This is a genomic window from Pseudomonas sp. AU12215, from assembly GCF_001675465.2.
Classification (GTDB): Bacteria; Pseudomonadota; Gammaproteobacteria; order Pseudomonadales; family Pseudomonadaceae; genus Pseudomonas; species Pseudomonas nitroreducens.
Window position 1 is genome coordinate 77,822 of the sequence record NZ_MACM02000176.1, and the last position, 16,749, is coordinate 94,570.

Sequence of the window (16,749 nt, forward strand, 5' to 3'; positions counted from 1 at the left end):
AAGGTCTTAGAAGGCCGCGAGCATCGAGTCGAACAGCTCCTTGGCGGTGCTGATGACTTTCATGTTGGCCTGGTAGGCCTGCTGGTAGGTGATCAGGTTGACCGCCTCTTCATCCAGGCTGACCGCGCTGACGCTATCGCGGCTGGCTTGCGCCTGGGCCGCCACGGTGGTGGCGGTCTTCTGGTCGGCCTGGTTCTGCCGGCTGGCGCTGGCGACCTTGCCGAGCAGCCCGGCGAAGGCATCGTTGAGCGTCACCTGGCTGCCGGAGAGGGTGATGTTCCGGCCCTTGAGGTCGAGCAGCTTGAGCAGGTTGACGTTGTTGCCGGACTCGCCAGCGGTGTCGGACAGTGCCAGCTGCTCGGGCTTGAGATCGTTGAGCGAGAGCATCGCCGTGGTGCTGCCGGCGTTGTAGGTCAGCAGCGCCTGGCCGGGGTTGCCGTCGAGGTCGAAGCCGCCCGCCAGGGTGTCGTTGACCAGCTGGGCGAACTGGCCGGCCATCTCGTGCAGGGCGGTCTGGTTCGGGCGCAGCGAGTCGTACTCGGTGTCGTACAAGGCGCCGAGTGAGCCGCCCATGCCGTCCTGGGCCAGCGGGAAACTGGTGCCGGCGAAGGTCAGGGCGATTTCCTGCTCGCCGCTGGCGGTGCGGCTGATCGCCAGCTGGCCGGCGGAGTTGCCGGCCACCAGCGGCTGGCCATTGGCGAGCGACACGGTGAGCGAGCCGTCGGCTACTTCGTTGACGCGGATCGAGGCGTATTTGGACAGGTCCGCCACCAGGCTCTCGCGGTGGTCGCGCAGCGCGGTGGTGTCGCCGCCGGAGGAGCCGACCTCGACGATCTGCTTGTTCAGCGCCGCCAGATTGTCGGTCAGCCCGTTGATCTCCCCGACCATGGCGCCGCGCTGTTCCTGCAGGGCGCGCAGCTGGCTGTCGATGTTGCCGGACAGGCCGTTGAAGCGCTGGGCGAGGTTCTTGGTCTCGTTGATGATCTGCTGGCGCAGGGCAACCGAGCCGGGCGTGGCGGTAGCCTCGCTGAGCGCGGCGAAGAAGTTGTCGAGGCCGACGCTGATGCTCGAACCCTCGCCGCCCATCAGTCCTTCCAGCGCGGACAGGTACTGCTGGCCGCTGTCGTAGTAGCTCTGCTCGGTGGTGGCGCGCCACAGCTGCTGGTTCTGGAAGTCGTTGGCCATGCGGCGGATGCTGGTCACCACCACGCCGCCGCCGACGTTCAGGCCGCCTTCACCGGCCAGCGAGGCAAGGATCGGGCTCAGCCGGCTGAAGCCGGGGGTGTTGGCGTTGGCCACGTTCTGCCCGGAGGTGGCCAGGGCAATCTGTGCCGCACGCAGGCCGCTGTAGCCGATCTGGCTCAACATACTCAAGACGCACTCTCCTTCGACTCGATGCGGATCGGCTGGGCGAACGCTGCCGAGGCCGGTCGGGAAACAAATTCAGGCTGTTGCCCCTGATAGGCGACGGAATCGGCGTGGCGCTTAAATCCTTCCTGCGGCGCGTGCTTCAGGCCGCTCTCCGGCGACAGGCCGCTGCCGGGGATATGCGCCGGCGCCTGGGCCTCACGCACGCGGCGGAGTACGCCGAGGGTGTAGTTGCGGGTTTCGTCGTAGGGGATGCTGCGCACCCAGTCGGCCATGCCGATCTGCCCGCTGCGCGGGTCGCCGTTGCTCTTCAGCCACTCGTCCACCTTGCCGGGGCCGGCGTTGTAGGCGGCCAGGGCGAGCACATGCTGGCCGTCGTAGCGGTCGAGCATCTTGCCCAGGTAGGCGCTGCCCAGCGCCTTGTTGTAGGCCGGGTCGCTGGTCAGGCGCTGCTCGTCGTAGGGCAGGCCGAGTTCGCCGGCGACTTCGCGGGCGGTATCGGGCATCAGCTGCATCAGGCCGCGCGCGCCCTTGGGCGAGACGGCGGCAGCGTCGCCGCCGGACTCCTGGCCGATCACGCTGTCCACCAGCGTGCGGAAACCGGCGCTGCCCTGCTGCCAGGCGTGGGCGAGACGGTCCACCCCGCGCTGCCAGGTATCCACCAGCGGGTTGCGGCTGGACACCGAAGGCCGGCGCAGCGCCTCGCCGCCATCGGCAAGCGCGACGGGCTCGGCGGTATCGGTCGGCTCGGCGGAAAGCTGGCGCACCAGCAGGTCGGCGATGCCGGTCTGCTTGCGCGAGGCCAGGTGCTCGGCCAGCACCTCGTCGTAGAAATCGCGCATCGTATCGAGGTCGCGGCTGCGCAGCGGGCTGCCGGCGGAGAGCACGTCGCCGGCCTTGCGCATCTGCTTGAGGATCTGTTGCAGGAACATCGCCTCGAACTGCTCGGAGGCCGCCTGTAGCTGCTCGCGGCGGATCGCCTCGGGCGACTCGCCGGGCTGGCCGGTCGGCACGATGGGACGGTTGAGCGAGGTGATGCTCATCAGATGACCACCAGCTCGGCGTTCAGGGCGCCGGCCTGCTCCAGCGCCTGGAGGATGCTCATCACGTCGTCCGGCGTCGCGCCCAGGCTGTTCACCGTGTTGATGATGCTTTCCAGGCTGGTGCCCTCGGGCCACTTGAACATCGGCTTCTTGTCCTGGCTGACCGACACGTCCGACTGCGGCGTGACCGCCGTGGTGCCGTTGGAGAAGGGCCCCGGCTGGCTGACCTGGGGGTTCTCGCTGATGGTCACGGTAAGCGTGCCGTGGGCCACGGCGGCGGCCTTCACGCGCACGCCCTGGCCCACCACCACGGTGCCGGTGCGGCTGTTGAAGACGACCTTGGGCCGGGTGCGGCCTTCCTGCACCTCCATGCCTTCGAGCATGGCCATGAAGCTGGTGCGCTGGGCGCTGCTGACCGGCGCGCGCACCGACACCCTGGTGCCGTCCAGCGCAGTGGCAGTGCCGGAGCCGAAGCGCTCGTTCACCGCGTTCATCACCTGGGTGGCGGTCTGGAAACTGGGCTTGCGCACGCTGAGCATCACGTCCGGGCGCTGGGTGAAGTCGCTGGGAATCATCCGCTCGATGGTCGCACCGTTGGGGATCAGGCCGCTGTTGGCGCTGTTGATCGACACGCTGGAGCCGCTCTGCCCCTGCGCATGCAGGCCGCCGACCACGAGATTGCCCTGGGCCAGCGCATAGACTTCGCCATCCACACCCTGCAGCGGCGTCATCAGCAGCAGGCCGCCGCGCAGGCTCTTGGCGTCGCCCAGCGAGGACACGGTGACGTCGATGGTCTGCCCGGCGCTGTAGGACGGCGGCACGCTGGCGGTGACGCTCACGGCGGCGACGTTCTTCAGTTTCGGGTCGACGTTCGGCGGCAGGTTCACGCCGAACTGCTTGAGCATGTTGGCCACCGACTGGTTGGTGAACTTCACCTGGTTCTTGTCGCCGGTACCGTCCAGGCCGACCACCAGGCCGTAGCCGATCAGCTGGTTCTCGCGCACGCCCTCGATGTCGACCAGGTCGAGCAGCGGAATGGCCAGCGCCTCGGCCTGCCAGAACAGGCAGAGCAGCGCCATCAGGCGGGAAAGATTTCTACGCATGGAGTGCTCGCCTGCTTACATCGGGAACAGCGGATGGGTGAAGAAGCGCGTCAGCCAGCCGGCCGAGTTGCTGTCGTTGAGCACGCCGCGCCCGGCGTAGGAAATCTTGGCGTTGGCGACGTTCTGCGAAGACACCTGGTTGGCGCGGCTGATGTCGTCCAGGCGCACCAGGCCGGTGAGGCGGATGAACTCGTCGCCCTGGTTCAGGCGCAGGGATTTCTCGCCCTTCACCAGCAGCACGCCGCCGGGCAGCACCTTGTGCACGGTCACCGCGATGGAGCCGGTGAGGGTGTTCTGCTGCGAGCTTTTCGCCGAGCCATTGAAATCGCGGTTGGCCGTGGCGGAGGTTTCCAGGCCGCCGTACTCCTTGGTCAGGATGGTCGGCACCGGCACGTCCAGGCTGGATTTCTTGCCGAAGCTGGTGCCCGCGCTCTTGCTCGACTGGGTGGACTCGCTGAGTACCACGGTGACGATGTCGCCGACGCCGATGGCGCGCTTGTCGCGCAGCAGCGAGCCGCCGTAGCCGGAGCGGAACAGCCCGCCGCTGGTGGTGGGCGGCAGGCTGTAGTCCAGCTCCGGCGGCTGGTAGAGCGAGGAATCCTCGTCCGGCAGCATCTCATTGAAGCTCTGGCAGCCGGCGAGCAGCGCCAGGACGAGCAGCAGGGCAAGGCGCGTCATGGTCAGACCGTCTGGTTGAGGAACTGCTGCATGCCCGACGCGGCGTCGAGCACCTTGGCGTTGGCCTCGTAGGCGCGCTGGATGGCGATCATGTTCACCATCGCTTCCACCACCTGCACGTTGGAGCCTTCCAGTACGCCCTGCTTGAGCGTGCCCAGCCCCTCCTCGCCCGGCGTGCCTTCCTGCGGCTCGCCGCTGGCGGCGGTTTCCTTGTAGAGGTTGCCACCGAGGGCTTCCAGACCGGCCGGGTTGGTGAAGCTGACGAGGGTGATCTGGCCCAGCTCGGTAGGCAGCGTCTCGCCGGGAAGGATGGCGGTGACGATGCCGTCGCTGCCGACGGTGAAGCGGCTGGCGCCGGCCGGCACTTCGATATTCGGCGTCAGCGGCAGGCCCTGGGCGTTGACCACCATGCCTTCGTTGTTCAGCTGCAGCTGGCCGTTCTCGGTGTAGTAGGTGTCGCCGTTGGGCGCCTCGACCTGGAAGAAGCCGCTGCCGACGATGGCCAGGTCCATGGGCTGGCCGGTGGTCTGCATGCTGCCTTCGGTGAACACCTTCTGCGTGCCGACGACGCGCACGCCGCTGCCCAGCTGGATGCCGGACGGCACGGTGTTGACCTGGTCAGCCTGGGCGCCGGGTTGCAGCTGCACCTGGTAGAACAGGTCCTCGAACACCGCGCGGTCGCTCTTGAAGCCGACGGTGTTGACGTTGGCCAGGTTGTTGGCCACGGTGGACATCGCGGTGTCCTGTGCCGCCAGGCCGGTCTTGCTGACCCAAAGTGCCGAACTCATGTTGTGCTCCTGTCTGCGCGCCGCGCGTTAGCCGCCACGGATCATGCGGTCGCCGGCCTCGGCGAGATCCGAGGCGGCCTTCATCATCTTCACCTGGGTCTCGAACCGCCGGTTCAGGCTCATGGTGCCCACCAGCTGGTCGATGGCCGAGACGTTGCTCTGCTCCAGGTGCCCGGAGACCAGGCGCACGTCGTCGCTGGCGGCGACGTTCTGGCCGTCCTTGCTGACCAGCAGGCCCTGGGCGTTCTTCACCAGCGACGCGGCCGGTGCGTCCACCAATTTGAGGCGGTCGACGTCGGTCATCATGAAATCGCCGCGCGGCATCACCGAGATGGTGCCGTCGCTGCCGATGGCGATGGCGTCGTACTCCGGCAGGGTGATCGGGCCGCCCTCGCCGAGCACGGCGCGGCCGTTGATCATCAGCTGGCGGTCGGCGTCGATCTCCAGGTTGCCCTGGCGCGTGTACGCCTCGCCGTTGCCGCTCTGCACGGCGAGCAGGCCCTGGCCCTGGATGGCGACATCGAGGTCGCGCCCGGTGGCCATCAGGGTCCCGGCGCTCATGTCGACGCCGCTGCTCTCGATGCGCGCCAGGTGGCGGCTGTCGTAGCCGGCGCCGCTCACGTCCACGGCGGTGGCGTGCTCCAGGTCGGCACGGAAGCCGGGGGTGTTGACGTTGGCCAGGTTGTTGGCGCGGATGTCCAGCGCAGACATGCTGCGGCTGGCCGCCGTCATCGCGGTGTAGCCGAGACGATCCATGGGATTTCCTTAGATAGCCGAGAACAGCACTTGGGTGAGTTCCTTGTCGGTGGTCATCACCTTGGTGTTCGCCTGGTAGTTGCGCTGGCCTTCCATCAGGCCCACCAGTTGCTGGGTGATGTCGACGTTGGAGCCTTCCAGGTTGCCGGCCGAGAGCGAGCCGAACTGGCCGATGCCGGGCACGCCGATCAGCGGGGCGCCGGAGGCGGAGGTCTCGGTCCAGGCGGTGCCGCTCTGGTTCTGCAGGCCGCCGCTGTTGACGAAGTTGGCCAACGCGACCTGGCCCTGCAGCATGCGCTGGCCGTTGCTGTAGTTGACGTAGACCTTGCCGTCGTTCTCCACCGCGATGCCGGTCTGCTCGCCGGCCGCGTAGCCGGTGGTGCGGTTGGTGGTGACGACGAAGTCCGAGCCGTACTGGCTGGTGCCGGTGTAGTCGAGGGCGATGTTCATCGGGTTGACGCCCGGCAGGTTGAAGCTCACCGGCACCGCGGCGATCGGCGCGGACAGCGAGCCGTCCGGGGCGAAGGTCAGCGACTGGGTGGCGCCCACGGCATTGCCATCCACTGCGTAATGCGCGTCCCAGGTGTTGCTGCCGGTCAGCACGAAGTACTGAGTCAGCGTGTGTTCCTTGCCCTGGGAGTCGTAGATCTTGCTGGTGTAGGTGGAGTTGTAGGTCGCCACGTTCTGCGGGTCGAACGGCGCGACGGTCGGCACCTTCTCGTTGGAGTCGAGGTTGGCGACGAACTCCAGCTTGTCGGTGGCCTTGGCCGGCAGGTTGGCGGTCTTCACCTGCAGGTCGGACACGGTGCCCACCAGCAGGTTGCCGGCCGCGTCGGTCGGGTAGCCCTGCAGGCGCTGGCCGGTGGCGTTGATCAGGTAGTTGGCATTGTCCTGGCTGAACACCCCGGCGCGGGTGTACTGGGTGTCGCCGTTGCCGCTCTTGACGACGAAGAAGCCGCCGCCGGAGATGGCCAGGTCGAGGTTGCGGTTGGTCGACACCAGCGAGCCGCCCTGGCTGATGCTCTGGGTGGTGCCGGTGACTTCCACGCCCATGCCCTTGGTGTCGGCGTAGACGCTGCCGAACTCGGTGCGCGAGGACTTGAAGCCGACGGTGCCGGAGTTGGCGATGTTGTTGCTGATGGTGTCCAGCTGCTGGGTCACCGCGTTCAGGCCGGTCAGGGCGATGTTGAAGCTCATGGCGTTAGCTCATCCTAAGTGGGGGGGAACAGGCGCTCAGGCGGCCTGGCCCTGACTGAATTCGACGATCTTGTAGAAGGGCACGGAACCGGCGCCCGCGACTTCCAGGACCGGGCCGTCGGCGCTGACGCGGACGTTATGGACCAACCCGGACACTTCGATGCCCGGCGTCTCGCCGCTCTCGGTCTTCACTGCGAGGCTGTACTTGCCCGGCTTCAGGCCGAGCGTTTCGGGGTCCACGGTGAAAGGCACGGCGCCCGGCTCCTGCGGGCCGAGGGTGATGTCGGTGCGCACGCCGTTGGCATCGGTGAGTTGCAGCACGGTGGTGGCCGAGGCGTGTTCCAGGTTGATCTGCCCGCTGACCTTGTCGCCGTCCAGTTGCAGGCTGTCGGCGCTGACCTTCACTTCCTGGCCGACCAGGCCGGCGGCGGTGAGGGTCTGCAGGTTGTCCATCAGCACCAGGTTGTTCTGCTGCAGGGTGGTCATGTTCTGCATGCTCTTCACCTGCGCCATGGCCGAGTACTGGTTGATGAACTCGGTGCTGTCCACCGGCTTGGTCGGGTCCTGGTACTGCACCTGGGCGACCAGCAGGGTGATGAAGCTGTTCTCCATGTCGCCCATCTCGCCGAGATTCACCGCCTGCTTGGGCGTGCCGGACGACGTGCCGTTGGTGCTGGTACCGCTGGTGTCGTTGTTCACCGTGCTCATCAGGCGTCTCCCAGTTTCAGCAGGCTGGACTGCATGCTCTTCACCCGGTTGAGCACTTCCACACCGGTCTCGAAGCTGCGGGTGGCGGACATCATGTCGGTCATCTCTTCGATCTCGTTGACGTCGGGGTAGTAGACGTAGCCGGTGGCGTCGGCCAGCGGGCTGCCCGGCTCGTAGCGGCGCTGCGGGGCGCGGCCGGAGGTGACTACGTCGAGCACCTGCACGTGGGCGCCGCCCATGCCGGCGCTGCGGGTGAGCTGGTCGTTGTCGTAGACGGCGGCGAACATCGGCTTGCGCGCCTGGTACACGTCGTCGGGCCTGGCGGCCGCGGAGTCGGCGTTGGCCAGGTTGCTGGCCACGGTGTTCAGGCGCACGGTCTGCGCGTTCATCGACGAGCCGGCGATGCGGTAGATGGAATCGAATGCCATGGCGTCAGCGTCCCTCGATGGCCTGCTTGAGGCCGCGGAATTTCATGGTCAGGAAGGTCAGGCTGGTCTGGAAATCCATCGCGTTGCGCGAGAACTCCGCCTGCTCGGTGGCCAGCTCGACGCTGTTGCCGTCCTGGGAAGGCTGGTTGGGAATGCGGTACTTCAGCTCCATCGATTGCGGGCCTGCGCTGGCCAGCACTGCCGACGGGTTGCCCTGGCGCTGCATCTCGGCGGCGAAATCGATGTCCCGCGCCTTGAAGCCGGGGGTGTCTTCGTTGGCCAGGTTGGAGGCCAGGATTTCGCTGCGCTGCATGTGCAGCGAGAGGGCTCTCTCGTGGAGACCCAGGGTCTCGTCAAACCGTATACTCATTCCCGCAACCCATTCTCATCGTTCGGCGTGCGTGGCCATTCAGCACAAAGCATGCCGACCCCTGAAGGTCGCTTCATGTCGTTGATTTACAAGGCGTTTATTGAAACCAAAAAACGCGGGCGCAACGCGTCGTTTCCGCTTTTCGCGCGCCACAGCGGGGGATGCGGAAAAGCGCTTTCCGCCTGCTTCCTCGTCCTCCTTCCCGCTCTTGCGCAAGCGCAGGATGCCCGCGCGCAACTCGACGCCGCCGCACAGCGACTGATCGCCAGCGAACTGAAGAGCGAAGCGAAAAAACAGGGCTGGAACGGCATGACCTTCAGGGTCGCCAACAACCTGCCCAACAGCCTGGCCAAGCTGCCGGCCTGCCCGAGCGAGCCGCAATTGCGCGAGAGCGAAGCACCCGCCTCGGCCACCGCCCGGCGCCGGCTGGAGGCCGATTGCGCGGGGCAGCCCGGCTGGCCGCTCTACTTCACCAGCCAGCCCGCGGTGTTCCTGCCGGCCGTGGTCGCCAGCGGCGAGATCGAGCGCGGCCAGACGCTGGAGCCGGGGCAGCTGAAACTGGCACCGCTGGAGATCGGCAAGAGCGCGCGGGGCTACTTCACCCGCATCGATGAGGTCGCCGGCAAGACCGCTCGCCGGCGCATCCGCGCCGACCAGCCGCTGAGCCCGGCGCTGCTCGACGGCGCGCTGCTGGTGCGCCGCGGCCAGCAGGTGAAGATCGTCGCCAGCCAGGACGGCATCCAGGCCAGCGCCGCCGGCGAGGCGCTGGCCAACGGCAAGCAGGACGAGGTGATCCGGGTGAAGAACCTGCGCAGCCAGAAGGTCATCGACGCGAAGGTGCTGGCCTCGGGAGAGGTGAGTAGCATCTTCTGAGTGCCGCGGACCGTTTTACGTTGGATGAGCCCTGCGTGACGGTGGCTAACCGCACGGCAGACCGTAGGGCGCATAACGCGCCAGCGTTATCCCCGCAGAGTCGCTGGCGGATAACCTGTTCCAGGTCATGCGCCCTACGGTCCTACGAAGGTAATACCCGCCTCAGGTCCACCAATACCGCACGAAGTGGAAGAACACCGGCGCGGCGAAGCACACCGAATCCAGGCGGTCGAGCATGCCGCCGTGGCCTTCGATCATGTGCCCCCAGTCCTTCACCCCGCGGTCGCGCTTGATCGCCGACATCACCAGCCCGCCGAAGAAGCCGAGGATGTTGATCATCAGCGCGATCAGCAACGCCTGCCAGAAGGCGAACGGGGTGATCCACCACAGCGCGCCACCGATCAGCGTGGCCAGCGCCACGCCTCCGACGAAGCCTTCCAGGGTCTTGGACGGCGACAGGTTGGGGGCGATCTTGCGCTTGCCGAAGAGCTTGCCGCAGACGTACTGCAGCACGTCCGACAACTGCACGACGATCACCAGGAAGGCGATCAGCAGCAGGTTGCGGCCCTCGTAACCCTCGATGTTCAGGGTCAGCAGCGCCGGCACGTAGGAGATGCAGAACACCGCCAGCATCAGCGCCCACTGCACCTTCGAGGCGCGTTCGAGGAAGTGCTTGGAGTCGCCGCCCAGCGAAGCGAGGATCGGCAGCAGCAGGAACACGTAGACCGGAATGAAGATGGAGAACAGTCCGTACCACTGGATGCCGATCAGCAGGTACTGCATCGGCAGCACGAAGTAGAAGGCCGCGACCAGCGCCGGGTAGTCGCTGCGCCGGGTCGGCATCAGCGTGAGGAACTCGCGCAGGGCGTAGAACGACACGCCATAGAACAGCAGGATCACCGCCCAGTAACCGAGGGCGAAGGCGCAGCCGATCACCGCGACCATCACCCACCAGGCATTGATCCGCGCGTTGAGGTTGTCGATCACCGCGTGCGGTCCCGCCGGCGCGCGCCAGCGCAGCACCGCGCCGACCAGCGAGGCGAGAACGAGGATGCCGCCGATACCGGCGAACAGCAGCCAGGTCTGGTTCATCTCAGCGACCCTCCGGCGCGGCGAGTTTCAGCAGCGCCTCGCGGGCGCGTTCGAGGAAGGCGTCCTTGGCCTCGCCCTCCTGCACCGCCAGCGGCGCACCGAAGCTCAGGGTGCACAGCAGCGGCAACGGCAGTGCGCGGCCCTTGGGCATCACGCGGCTGAGGTTGTCCAACCATACCGGCACCAGCTCGACCTGCGGATGCGCCTTGGACAGGTGATAGATGCCGCTCTTGAAGGGCAACAGGCGCACCTCCTCGTCGAGGTTGCGCGTGCCCTCGGGAAAGAGGATCAGCGAGTCGCCGTCGGCCAGTGCCTGCTCCACCGGCTCCAGCGGATTGCCGCCTTCTGCGCCGCGCGTGCGGTCGATCAGCACGCCGTGGAACACGCGGTTGATGATGAAGCCACGCAGGCCGCCCTTGCCCCAGTAGTCCATCCCGGCGACCGGGCGCGTACGCGCGCGCAGTTCGGGCGGCAGCGAGGCCCAGAGCAGCACGAAGTCGCCGTGGCTGCTGTGGTTGGCGTAGTAGATGCGCTGCGCCGGGATCGGCGTGGTGCCGATCCACAGGCTGCGCAGGCCGGTCACCGCGCGGGCACCGGCGATGATGGCGTAGGCGAACAGTCGTTCCAGCATTGCGGGGGCGTTCCTCAGGATTGGAAAGTCAGGGCGATCAGGCACAGCAGCGCAACCAGCCACTGCACCGCACACAGCATCACCTGCCGACGCAGGAGTTTCAGTGCGCCACGGCTGCGCTCGCTCCAGGTGCGGCCGGACATTTCCGCGGGCACACCGACATGGGTGGCCAGGGCGTCGTCCAGTTGCCGGGTTTTCTCCGGCAGCGCCTCTCCGGCGTTGGCCATGGCCTCGAACAGATCGGCGTCCAGCGCCACACGCATGGCGTAGAACTTCTGCACCAGGCCGAGCAGCACCAGCAGCGCCATGCTCAGGCTGAACGCCAGCGTGGCGCTGGCCATCAGCGCGCCGTAGAAGCCCAGCGCCAGTGCGAGCACCGTCAGCGCCGAAGACAACCCATTGAGACTGCTGCCGCGGCGCAGCAGGCTGGCCACCAGGATCAGGCCCGGATCAACCGACATGACTCACCTCCCGTGATAGTTGCGGCTGACCGGCGACCTGCGCCAGCACCGCCAGTTGTTCGGCCTTGAGCACGATGCGTGGACGCGCGCGGCGAATCTGCGCCACCGCGTCCTCGACCGTGGCCGCCTGGCCGGATAACAGCAGCCACGCGGCCAGGACCGTCGCACTGCGCGAATAACCCAGGGCGCAGCAGACCAGCAACGGGCCACGCGCGCGAAGTTCGTCGATCAAGGCGGCGCCCAGTCGACACTGATCGACGCTGGGCGCAATCAGGTCGAGCAACGGCAGGCTCGCGTAACGATCGTCATGCGCAGTGCAGGGAAGCTCCGCGCACAGGTCGAGCACTCCCAGCTCGGGCCGCGCCTTGCGCTCCGCCGCGCCGGGCAGGCGGCCCAGCCAGAGCCCGGGCAGTACCTCATCGGGCTGCGGGTGCTGGCGTGTCCAGGCGCGGGAATTGATCCAGGCGGCCAGCCGATAAGGCGCCAGCAGCCAACAGACAGCCAGCGAGTGGCGGCCCTCCGCGCGCTTCTGGTAGCCCTCCGCGCCGATGCCCAGGTAGCACAGCGCAACCAGCGCCAGCGATACCGCCGGCCAGCACAACCAGAGCCAGATGCCACCTCCGCTCAGGGCCAGCATCCCGCCAAGCGCCGCGCCGATGGCGTAGAAGACGGCTAGTCGAAGTCGTCGCGGATCGCTGCTCAGCGTCCAGGCGGCCAGCGGCGAACGCCCTTCCCGCGGCCACAGCCAGAGGCAGAAGAAACCGGCCAGGGCACCCGTCGGCACATCGATGAAGTGGTGCTGCCAGGTGGTCAGTACCGACAGCCCGATGAGCGCGAACCAGCCATGCAGCAGCCAGCGCCAGACTCCGCTGGCGTAGCGCCCGTAGGCCGCCCAGAGCACCACCAGCAACGCGATATGCAGCGAGGGCGCCTGGTTGAACGGCTTGTCGAAGCCCATCAGCACATCGAACAGCCAGCCGAACAGGCCGTCCAGCGCCGGGCGCTCGAAGCTGAAGCGCAGCGGGAACAGCAGGAAACAGCTGACCGCGATCACCTGCGCCGTGAGCAGCCGCAAGCCGTGGCTGTCCAGTTCGCGGCGGGTGCGTGGCAGCAGGAAGGACAAGCCGTAGAGCAGGTCGATCGACCAGTACGGAATGATCGTCCATGGCCACAGCGGCATGCCGCGTTCCCAGTCGAACACCAGCACGCCGACCGTCTCGCGCTGCCCCGTCACCCAGTTGGCGAAGCCGTAGCTGGCGAAGAAGAACGGCGCGAGGCACAGCAGCCAGATCACCGCCCGGCGAAACACGCCGGGGTCGCGCGGCGGCATCGCTGCACCCATCAACGGAGCTCCCGGCGCGCCAGCGACACGGTGAAGATGCCGTCCTCGTCGATGCGCTGGGCCAGCTTGCGGAAGCCCGCCGCCTCGACCAGTTGGTCCATCTCCAGTTGCGTGCGGCGGCGCATCACCCAGGCCTGCCCGGCGCGGTGGCTGGTCAGGGCGCGGGCGATCAGCTCCAGCTGCGGGTGCCAGGGCTGGCCGGTGTAGATCAGGTAGCCGCCCTCTTCCACCGCTGCGCCGAGGCCTGCCAGCGAGCCGCTGACCATGGCGTTGTCGGCGAACAGCTCGTAGAGACCGGACACCACCGCCAGGCTCGGTTTCGGCTCTACAGCGGCCAGGTCAGCGCCATCGAAGGCATCGCCCTGGACGAAGCGCGCATGCTCCTTCAACCCCAGGCGCTCGATCAGCGCAGAGCCTTCGCGCACGTTCAGTTCGCTGTAGTCGCGCAGCAGCACGCTTTCCGGCAGCGGCTCGACGCCCTGCAGCGCTTCGAGAATGTAGCGTCCGTGGCCCGCGGCGATATCGAGGATGCGCACCTCGCGGCCCTGCTCGCGCAGGCTGGCCATGGCCAGGCGCAGCAGTTCCTCGATGTGCACCTTGCGCTGGCGGATGCCGCGCCAGCCGGCGGACTCCAGGTAGGTGCGGTCGATCATCCGCCCCACGGGCCCCGCGCCGGCGGGCTGGTTGCGGTAGACGTAATCCAGCGTGCTGCCGGAATCGAAGCCGGTCTGGAAACCGAGGTTGATGCCGTCCGACAGCAACCGGCCGAGGCGCATGTTGGCGCGGGTCGCGCGCCAGTAGAGGTCGCGGATCGACCAGCTGGGCAGTGGGGTCGCCAGGGCTTCTGCTTCGGCGCAGGTGTAGCCGAAGCGATCGGCGTCGCGCAGGTCCGGGCGCTCCGGCGCGCGGGCAAAGCATTCGAGAATGAAGCGCCGGGCACGGGTCACCGCCTGCTCGCGGTTCAGCTCGCCGAGGGTGTCGTGGAAGAAGCCGGGCAGGATGTGCAGTTCCTTGCGCGCCGTGCCGAGGTTGTCGAAAAAACGTTGCTGCGGCTTGCGGTGCACCACGAAGTCCGAACCGGAGATCAGCAGCTGGGTTGGCACCTGGATCGCCTGGGCGTCGGCGACCACACGATCAGCCGCTTCGTAGAGGCCCAGCAGCACGTTCACCGAGATCGCCTTGGCGATCAGCGGGTCACTGTCATAGGAGGCGATCCGCTCGGGATCGTGGGTGAGGAATTTCGCCTTCACGTAGCTGTTGACGAAGAAGTTGCCGCGCCACGCCCTTGCCAGCTTCAGGCCCGGCCGGGCGAAGGGCACGTAGAGCTTGACCTTGAACGCCGGCGAAGCGAGCACCAGGCTGCGGATCGGCGGGGCGTAGTCGTGGACCCAGGTGGACGCGACCACCGCGCCGACACTCTGCGCGACCACCGCCATATCGCTGATGGCGATGCCGTGGGTGGCAGCGATGTGCTCGACGAAGGTCTGCACGTCGCGAACGCTGGTGCCGAAGCTCGGACTATCGCCCCGCGCTCCCGGCGACTGGCCGTGGCCGCGGGCGTCCCAGGCGAAAACATCGAAGCCGGGCAGATCGAGCTCGTCGGCCAGGTGGCCGATGCGGCCGGAGTGTTCGTGGCCCCGGTGGAACAGCACGACCGCGCGGCGCGGCTCATCGTTGGCGGGCACCGCCGGCCAGTGGCGATAGAACAGCTCGACGCCGTCGTGGGTGATGAAATGGTGATTCGAAGACTCGCGCATAACTTCCTCTGTTTCGATGGCTTGCGGGACAGTCCTGTCCCCTTCCTGACACGACAGGCCCTTATTCAGCCGGCCCGTTGTTCCTTCTGTTCAGCCAGCCCCTGGCGTACCCGGTTGACGATAGTCAGCACCAGCAGCAGCGCCAGCAGCACCAGCAGCGGGTCGAGCCAGGACAGCGGCAGCAGTCCACTGGCCACGCCTGCACCGAAGACGCCGAAGCACAGTGCGCGGTCGCTCTTGCCCATCGGCCCGTCATAACGCCGCGAGGCGCCGACCATCACGCCCAGCACCCCGGCGTATTCGCTGATCATCGCCAGCAGCACCACCAGCACCACCAGCGCTGGGGTCACGCCCGGCAGCAGGGCGAACGGCAGGTACAGCGCGCTGTCGGCGATCACATCGGTCAGTTCGTTGAGGTAGGCGCCCAGCTTCGACTGCTGGCCGAATTCGCGGGCGAGCATGCCGTCCATGGCGTTGAGCGCCATGCGCAGGAACATCCACAGGGGGATCAGCAGGAATATCCAGGCGTGGCTGGCGAGCAGCGCGACGCTGAGCGCCACCAGCAGCGACAGGCCGCAGGCGGCCAGCGTCACCTGGTTGGCGGTGACGCCGCGCTCGTGGAGACGGGTGACCTGGGGGCGAAGCAGGTTCTGGAAACGGGACTTGAGCTGGTAGACGGAGATCATGAGGTTCCTTTCTCGGGGTTCGCACTGAGCGGTTCACACGAACTATCCACAGCCTTGTGGACCTGGGGAGCTTAGCTGCACCTCGGCGTCGGGGCTGTCAGACATGTCTCAACAAGATAGATGATCGATCCCTGGCAAAAGGACACATGACCGTGTACGACGATGTTGGCAGCGTGACTGCCGGTAGCGTCGGAATCCCCGCGCCAAAAAATTTTCCAACACCCTTAATCCTTCCCCGCGAGCTGTCGCCTTACCCCTTCAGCAGGCACAACGCCGGCTTCATTCAGCTCATACAGGAAGTCCACCATGGCCTTGTCGATTCAAACCAACTATTCCTCCCTGATCACCCAGACCAACCTGGGCAAGACCAACAGCCTGCTGGCCACCAACCAGCAGCGCCTGGGTACCGGCCTGCGGATCAACTCCGCTGCCGACGACGCCGCCGGCCTGCAGATCGCCACCCGCCTGAACGCCCAGTCCCGCGGCATGGACGTGGCCATGCGCAACACCAGCGACGCCATCTCCCTGATGCAGACTGCCGACGGCGCGTTCAGCGAGCTGACCGACATCACCCAGCGCATGAAGGACCTGGCTACCCAGGCGGCGAACGGCACCAACTCCACCGACGACGGCAAGGCGCTGTCCGCCGAGTTCAACGAACTGGGCAAGGAGCTGACCAACATCATCGCCAACACCAAGTTCGCCGGTGACGCCCTGTTCAGCGTCGACGCGGCTGCCGGCAAGTTCGGCTCCACCGCAGGCGGCGTAACCTTCCAGATCGGTGCCGACAAGGCCGAGACTCTGGACGTCGATGTCAGCACCCAGCTCAAGGGCGTGACCGATGCCTTCACCGCACTGACCAAGCAGTTCGGCGCCTCCCCTGCTGCCGGCACCGAGCTGGAAACCATCACCGACGCCAACACCGCCATCGACAACGCCGGCAAAGCCCTGGACGCCATCGGCACCCTGCGCGCGCAGTTCGGTGCAAACATCAACCGCCTGCAGCACACCTCCAATAACCTGGCCAACATGAAGGACAACACCGACCTGTCCAAGGGCCGCATCATGGACGCCGACTTCGCCGTCGAAAGCGCCAACATGAGCAAGAACTCCATGCTCATGCAGTCCGGCATCTCCATGCTCAAGCAAGCTGGCCAGATGCCCAGCATGATCATGGGCCTGCTGGGCTAAGGCCCGGCCAGCGCGAGGCCCCCGCCTCGCGCGCCCTGATTCTGCAGCGCCCCGCCTCGGCGGGGCGTTCTGCTGTCTGCGGGTACGCTGACAAGCGGTGTTACGACGTGCGGTCGCGGCGCAACCCGCCTGCGCCAGCGGTTTCGAGACTCGTGTGAAAATTGCAAGCACGAGTGTGCAAAATTCAGAACTTGCACCCACATTTTTCTGACGTCAAAATAATGCCTCTGCCTCCATGGACAAATGGAGTTTCCCCGCGACCGCCAAGGGCGCGGCT

The 16,749-nt window shown here is 66.8% G+C and carries 18 protein-coding genes; 2 read left to right on the forward strand and 16 right to left on the reverse strand.

The genetic code is table 11. From position 1 onward, the window contains the following. Nucleotides 1-6: 6 nt before the first annotated feature. The 10 genes from flgK to flgB are packed head-to-tail and all read right to left on the reverse strand — an operon-like array spanning nucleotide 7 to nucleotide 8,439. A complete protein-coding gene (gene flgK / locus A9513_RS29910) occupies nucleotides 7-1,374 on the reverse strand; it encodes a flagellar hook-associated protein FlgK (RefSeq protein WP_065086304.1) in 1,368 nt (455 codons plus the stop codon). Further along, nucleotides 1,371-2,411 (reverse strand): lytic transglycosylase domain-containing protein, encoded by a 1,041-nt coding sequence (locus tag A9513_RS29915; RefSeq protein WP_065086305.1) that lies wholly within the window; start codon nucleotides 2,409-2,411, stop codon nucleotides 1,371-1,373. Before A9513_RS29915 ends, flgK begins: the two co-directional genes overlap by 4 nt. Beyond that, the gene (locus A9513_RS29920; protein WP_141678554.1) at nucleotides 2,411-3,490 is read right to left on the reverse strand and encodes a flagellar basal body P-ring protein FlgI; all 1,080 of its coding nucleotides are present in this window, start codon (nucleotides 3,488-3,490) and stop codon (nucleotides 2,411-2,413) included. Before A9513_RS29920 ends, A9513_RS29915 begins: the two co-directional genes overlap by 1 nt. 39 nt (nucleotides 3,491-3,529) lie before the next feature. Further along, the gene (gene flgH / locus A9513_RS29925; RefSeq protein ID WP_065086307.1) at nucleotides 3,530-4,192 is read right to left on the reverse strand and encodes a flagellar basal body L-ring protein FlgH; all 663 of its coding nucleotides are present in this window, start codon (nucleotides 4,190-4,192) and stop codon (nucleotides 3,530-3,532) included. 2 nt (nucleotides 4,193-4,194) lie between these two features. After that, a complete protein-coding gene (gene flgG, locus A9513_RS29930) occupies nucleotides 4,195-4,980 on the reverse strand; it encodes a flagellar basal-body rod protein FlgG (RefSeq protein WP_024766305.1) in 786 nt (261 codons plus the stop codon). 27 nt (nucleotides 4,981-5,007) lie between these two features. Continuing rightward, on the reverse strand, nucleotides 5,008-5,736 hold the full coding sequence (locus A9513_RS29935; protein WP_024766304.1) for a flagellar basal body rod protein FlgF: 729 nt from the start codon (nucleotides 5,734-5,736) through the stop codon (nucleotides 5,008-5,010). 9 nt (nucleotides 5,737-5,745) lie between these two features. After that, the gene (gene flgE, locus A9513_RS29940) at nucleotides 5,746-6,933 is read right to left on the reverse strand and encodes a flagellar hook protein FlgE (RefSeq protein WP_065086308.1); all 1,188 of its coding nucleotides are present in this window, start codon (nucleotides 6,931-6,933) and stop codon (nucleotides 5,746-5,748) included. Nucleotides 6,934-6,969: 36 nt separating this feature from the next. Then, nucleotides 6,970-7,641 carry a flagellar hook capping FlgD N-terminal domain-containing protein gene (locus tag A9513_RS29945; RefSeq protein WP_065086309.1) on the reverse strand — a complete coding sequence of 224 codons (672 nt, stop codon included), beginning with the start codon at nucleotides 7,639-7,641 and terminating at the stop codon, nucleotides 6,970-6,972. Then, nucleotides 7,641-8,069 (reverse strand): flagellar basal body rod protein FlgC, encoded by a 429-nt coding sequence (flgC, locus tag A9513_RS29950; protein ID WP_024766301.1) that lies wholly within the window; start codon nucleotides 8,067-8,069, stop codon nucleotides 7,641-7,643. Before flgC ends, A9513_RS29945 begins: the two co-directional genes overlap by 1 nt. Nucleotides 8,070-8,073: 4 nt before the next feature. Next, on the reverse strand, nucleotides 8,074-8,439 hold the full coding sequence (gene flgB, locus A9513_RS29955; protein WP_065086310.1) for a flagellar basal body rod protein FlgB: 366 nt from the start codon (nucleotides 8,437-8,439) through the stop codon (nucleotides 8,074-8,076). Nucleotides 8,440-8,514: 75 nt separating this feature from the next. Here flgB and flgA point away from each other — a divergent pair, with 75 nt between their 5' ends. Next, a complete protein-coding gene (flgA, locus tag A9513_RS29960) occupies nucleotides 8,515-9,312 on the forward strand; it encodes a flagellar basal body P-ring formation chaperone FlgA (protein ID WP_065086311.1) in 798 nt (265 codons plus the stop codon). Nucleotides 9,313-9,474: 162 nt separating this feature from the next. Here the strand turns inward: flgA and A9513_RS29965 are convergent, their stop codons facing one another. The 6 genes from A9513_RS29965 to A9513_RS29990 form a co-directional block, all read right to left on the reverse strand. Further along, nucleotides 9,475-10,404, reverse strand: coding sequence for a phosphatidate cytidylyltransferase (locus A9513_RS29965; protein WP_024766297.1), 930 nt, complete (start codon nucleotides 10,402-10,404; stop codon nucleotides 9,475-9,477). A 1-nt stretch (nucleotide 10,405) separates the two neighbouring features. After that, complete coding sequence (locus A9513_RS29970; protein ID WP_024766296.1) at nucleotides 10,406-11,035, reverse strand: 1-acyl-sn-glycerol-3-phosphate acyltransferase; 630 nt, start codon at nucleotides 11,033-11,035, stop codon at nucleotides 10,406-10,408. Nucleotides 11,036-11,049: 14 nt separating this feature from the next. Continuing rightward, nucleotides 11,050-11,496: a hypothetical protein gene (locus A9513_RS29975; protein WP_024766295.1), complete on the reverse strand. Its 447-nt coding sequence runs from the start codon at nucleotides 11,494-11,496 to the stop codon at nucleotides 11,050-11,052. Beyond that, the gene (locus A9513_RS29980; protein ID WP_024766294.1) at nucleotides 11,486-12,826 is read right to left on the reverse strand and encodes a phosphatase PAP2/dual specificity phosphatase family protein; all 1,341 of its coding nucleotides are present in this window, start codon (nucleotides 12,824-12,826) and stop codon (nucleotides 11,486-11,488) included. The genes A9513_RS29975 and A9513_RS29980 overlap by 11 nt, the downstream gene beginning before the upstream one ends. 11 nt (nucleotides 12,827-12,837) lie before the next feature. Continuing rightward, nucleotides 12,838-14,595, reverse strand: coding sequence for a bifunctional alpha/beta hydrolase/class I SAM-dependent methyltransferase (locus A9513_RS29985; RefSeq protein ID WP_065086312.1), 1,758 nt, complete (start codon nucleotides 14,593-14,595; stop codon nucleotides 12,838-12,840). Between the two features lie 65 nt (nucleotides 14,596-14,660). Continuing rightward, on the reverse strand, nucleotides 14,661-15,281 hold the full coding sequence (locus tag A9513_RS29990; RefSeq protein ID WP_065086313.1) for a CDP-alcohol phosphatidyltransferase family protein: 621 nt from the start codon (nucleotides 15,279-15,281) through the stop codon (nucleotides 14,661-14,663). A gap of 306 nt (nucleotides 15,282-15,587) precedes the next feature. Between A9513_RS29990 and lafA the strand changes: the two genes are divergently transcribed. Continuing rightward, a complete protein-coding gene (gene lafA / locus A9513_RS29995; RefSeq protein ID WP_024766291.1) occupies nucleotides 15,588-16,472 on the forward strand; it encodes a lateral flagellin LafA in 885 nt (294 codons plus the stop codon). Nucleotides 16,473-16,749: the final 277 nt, after the last annotated feature.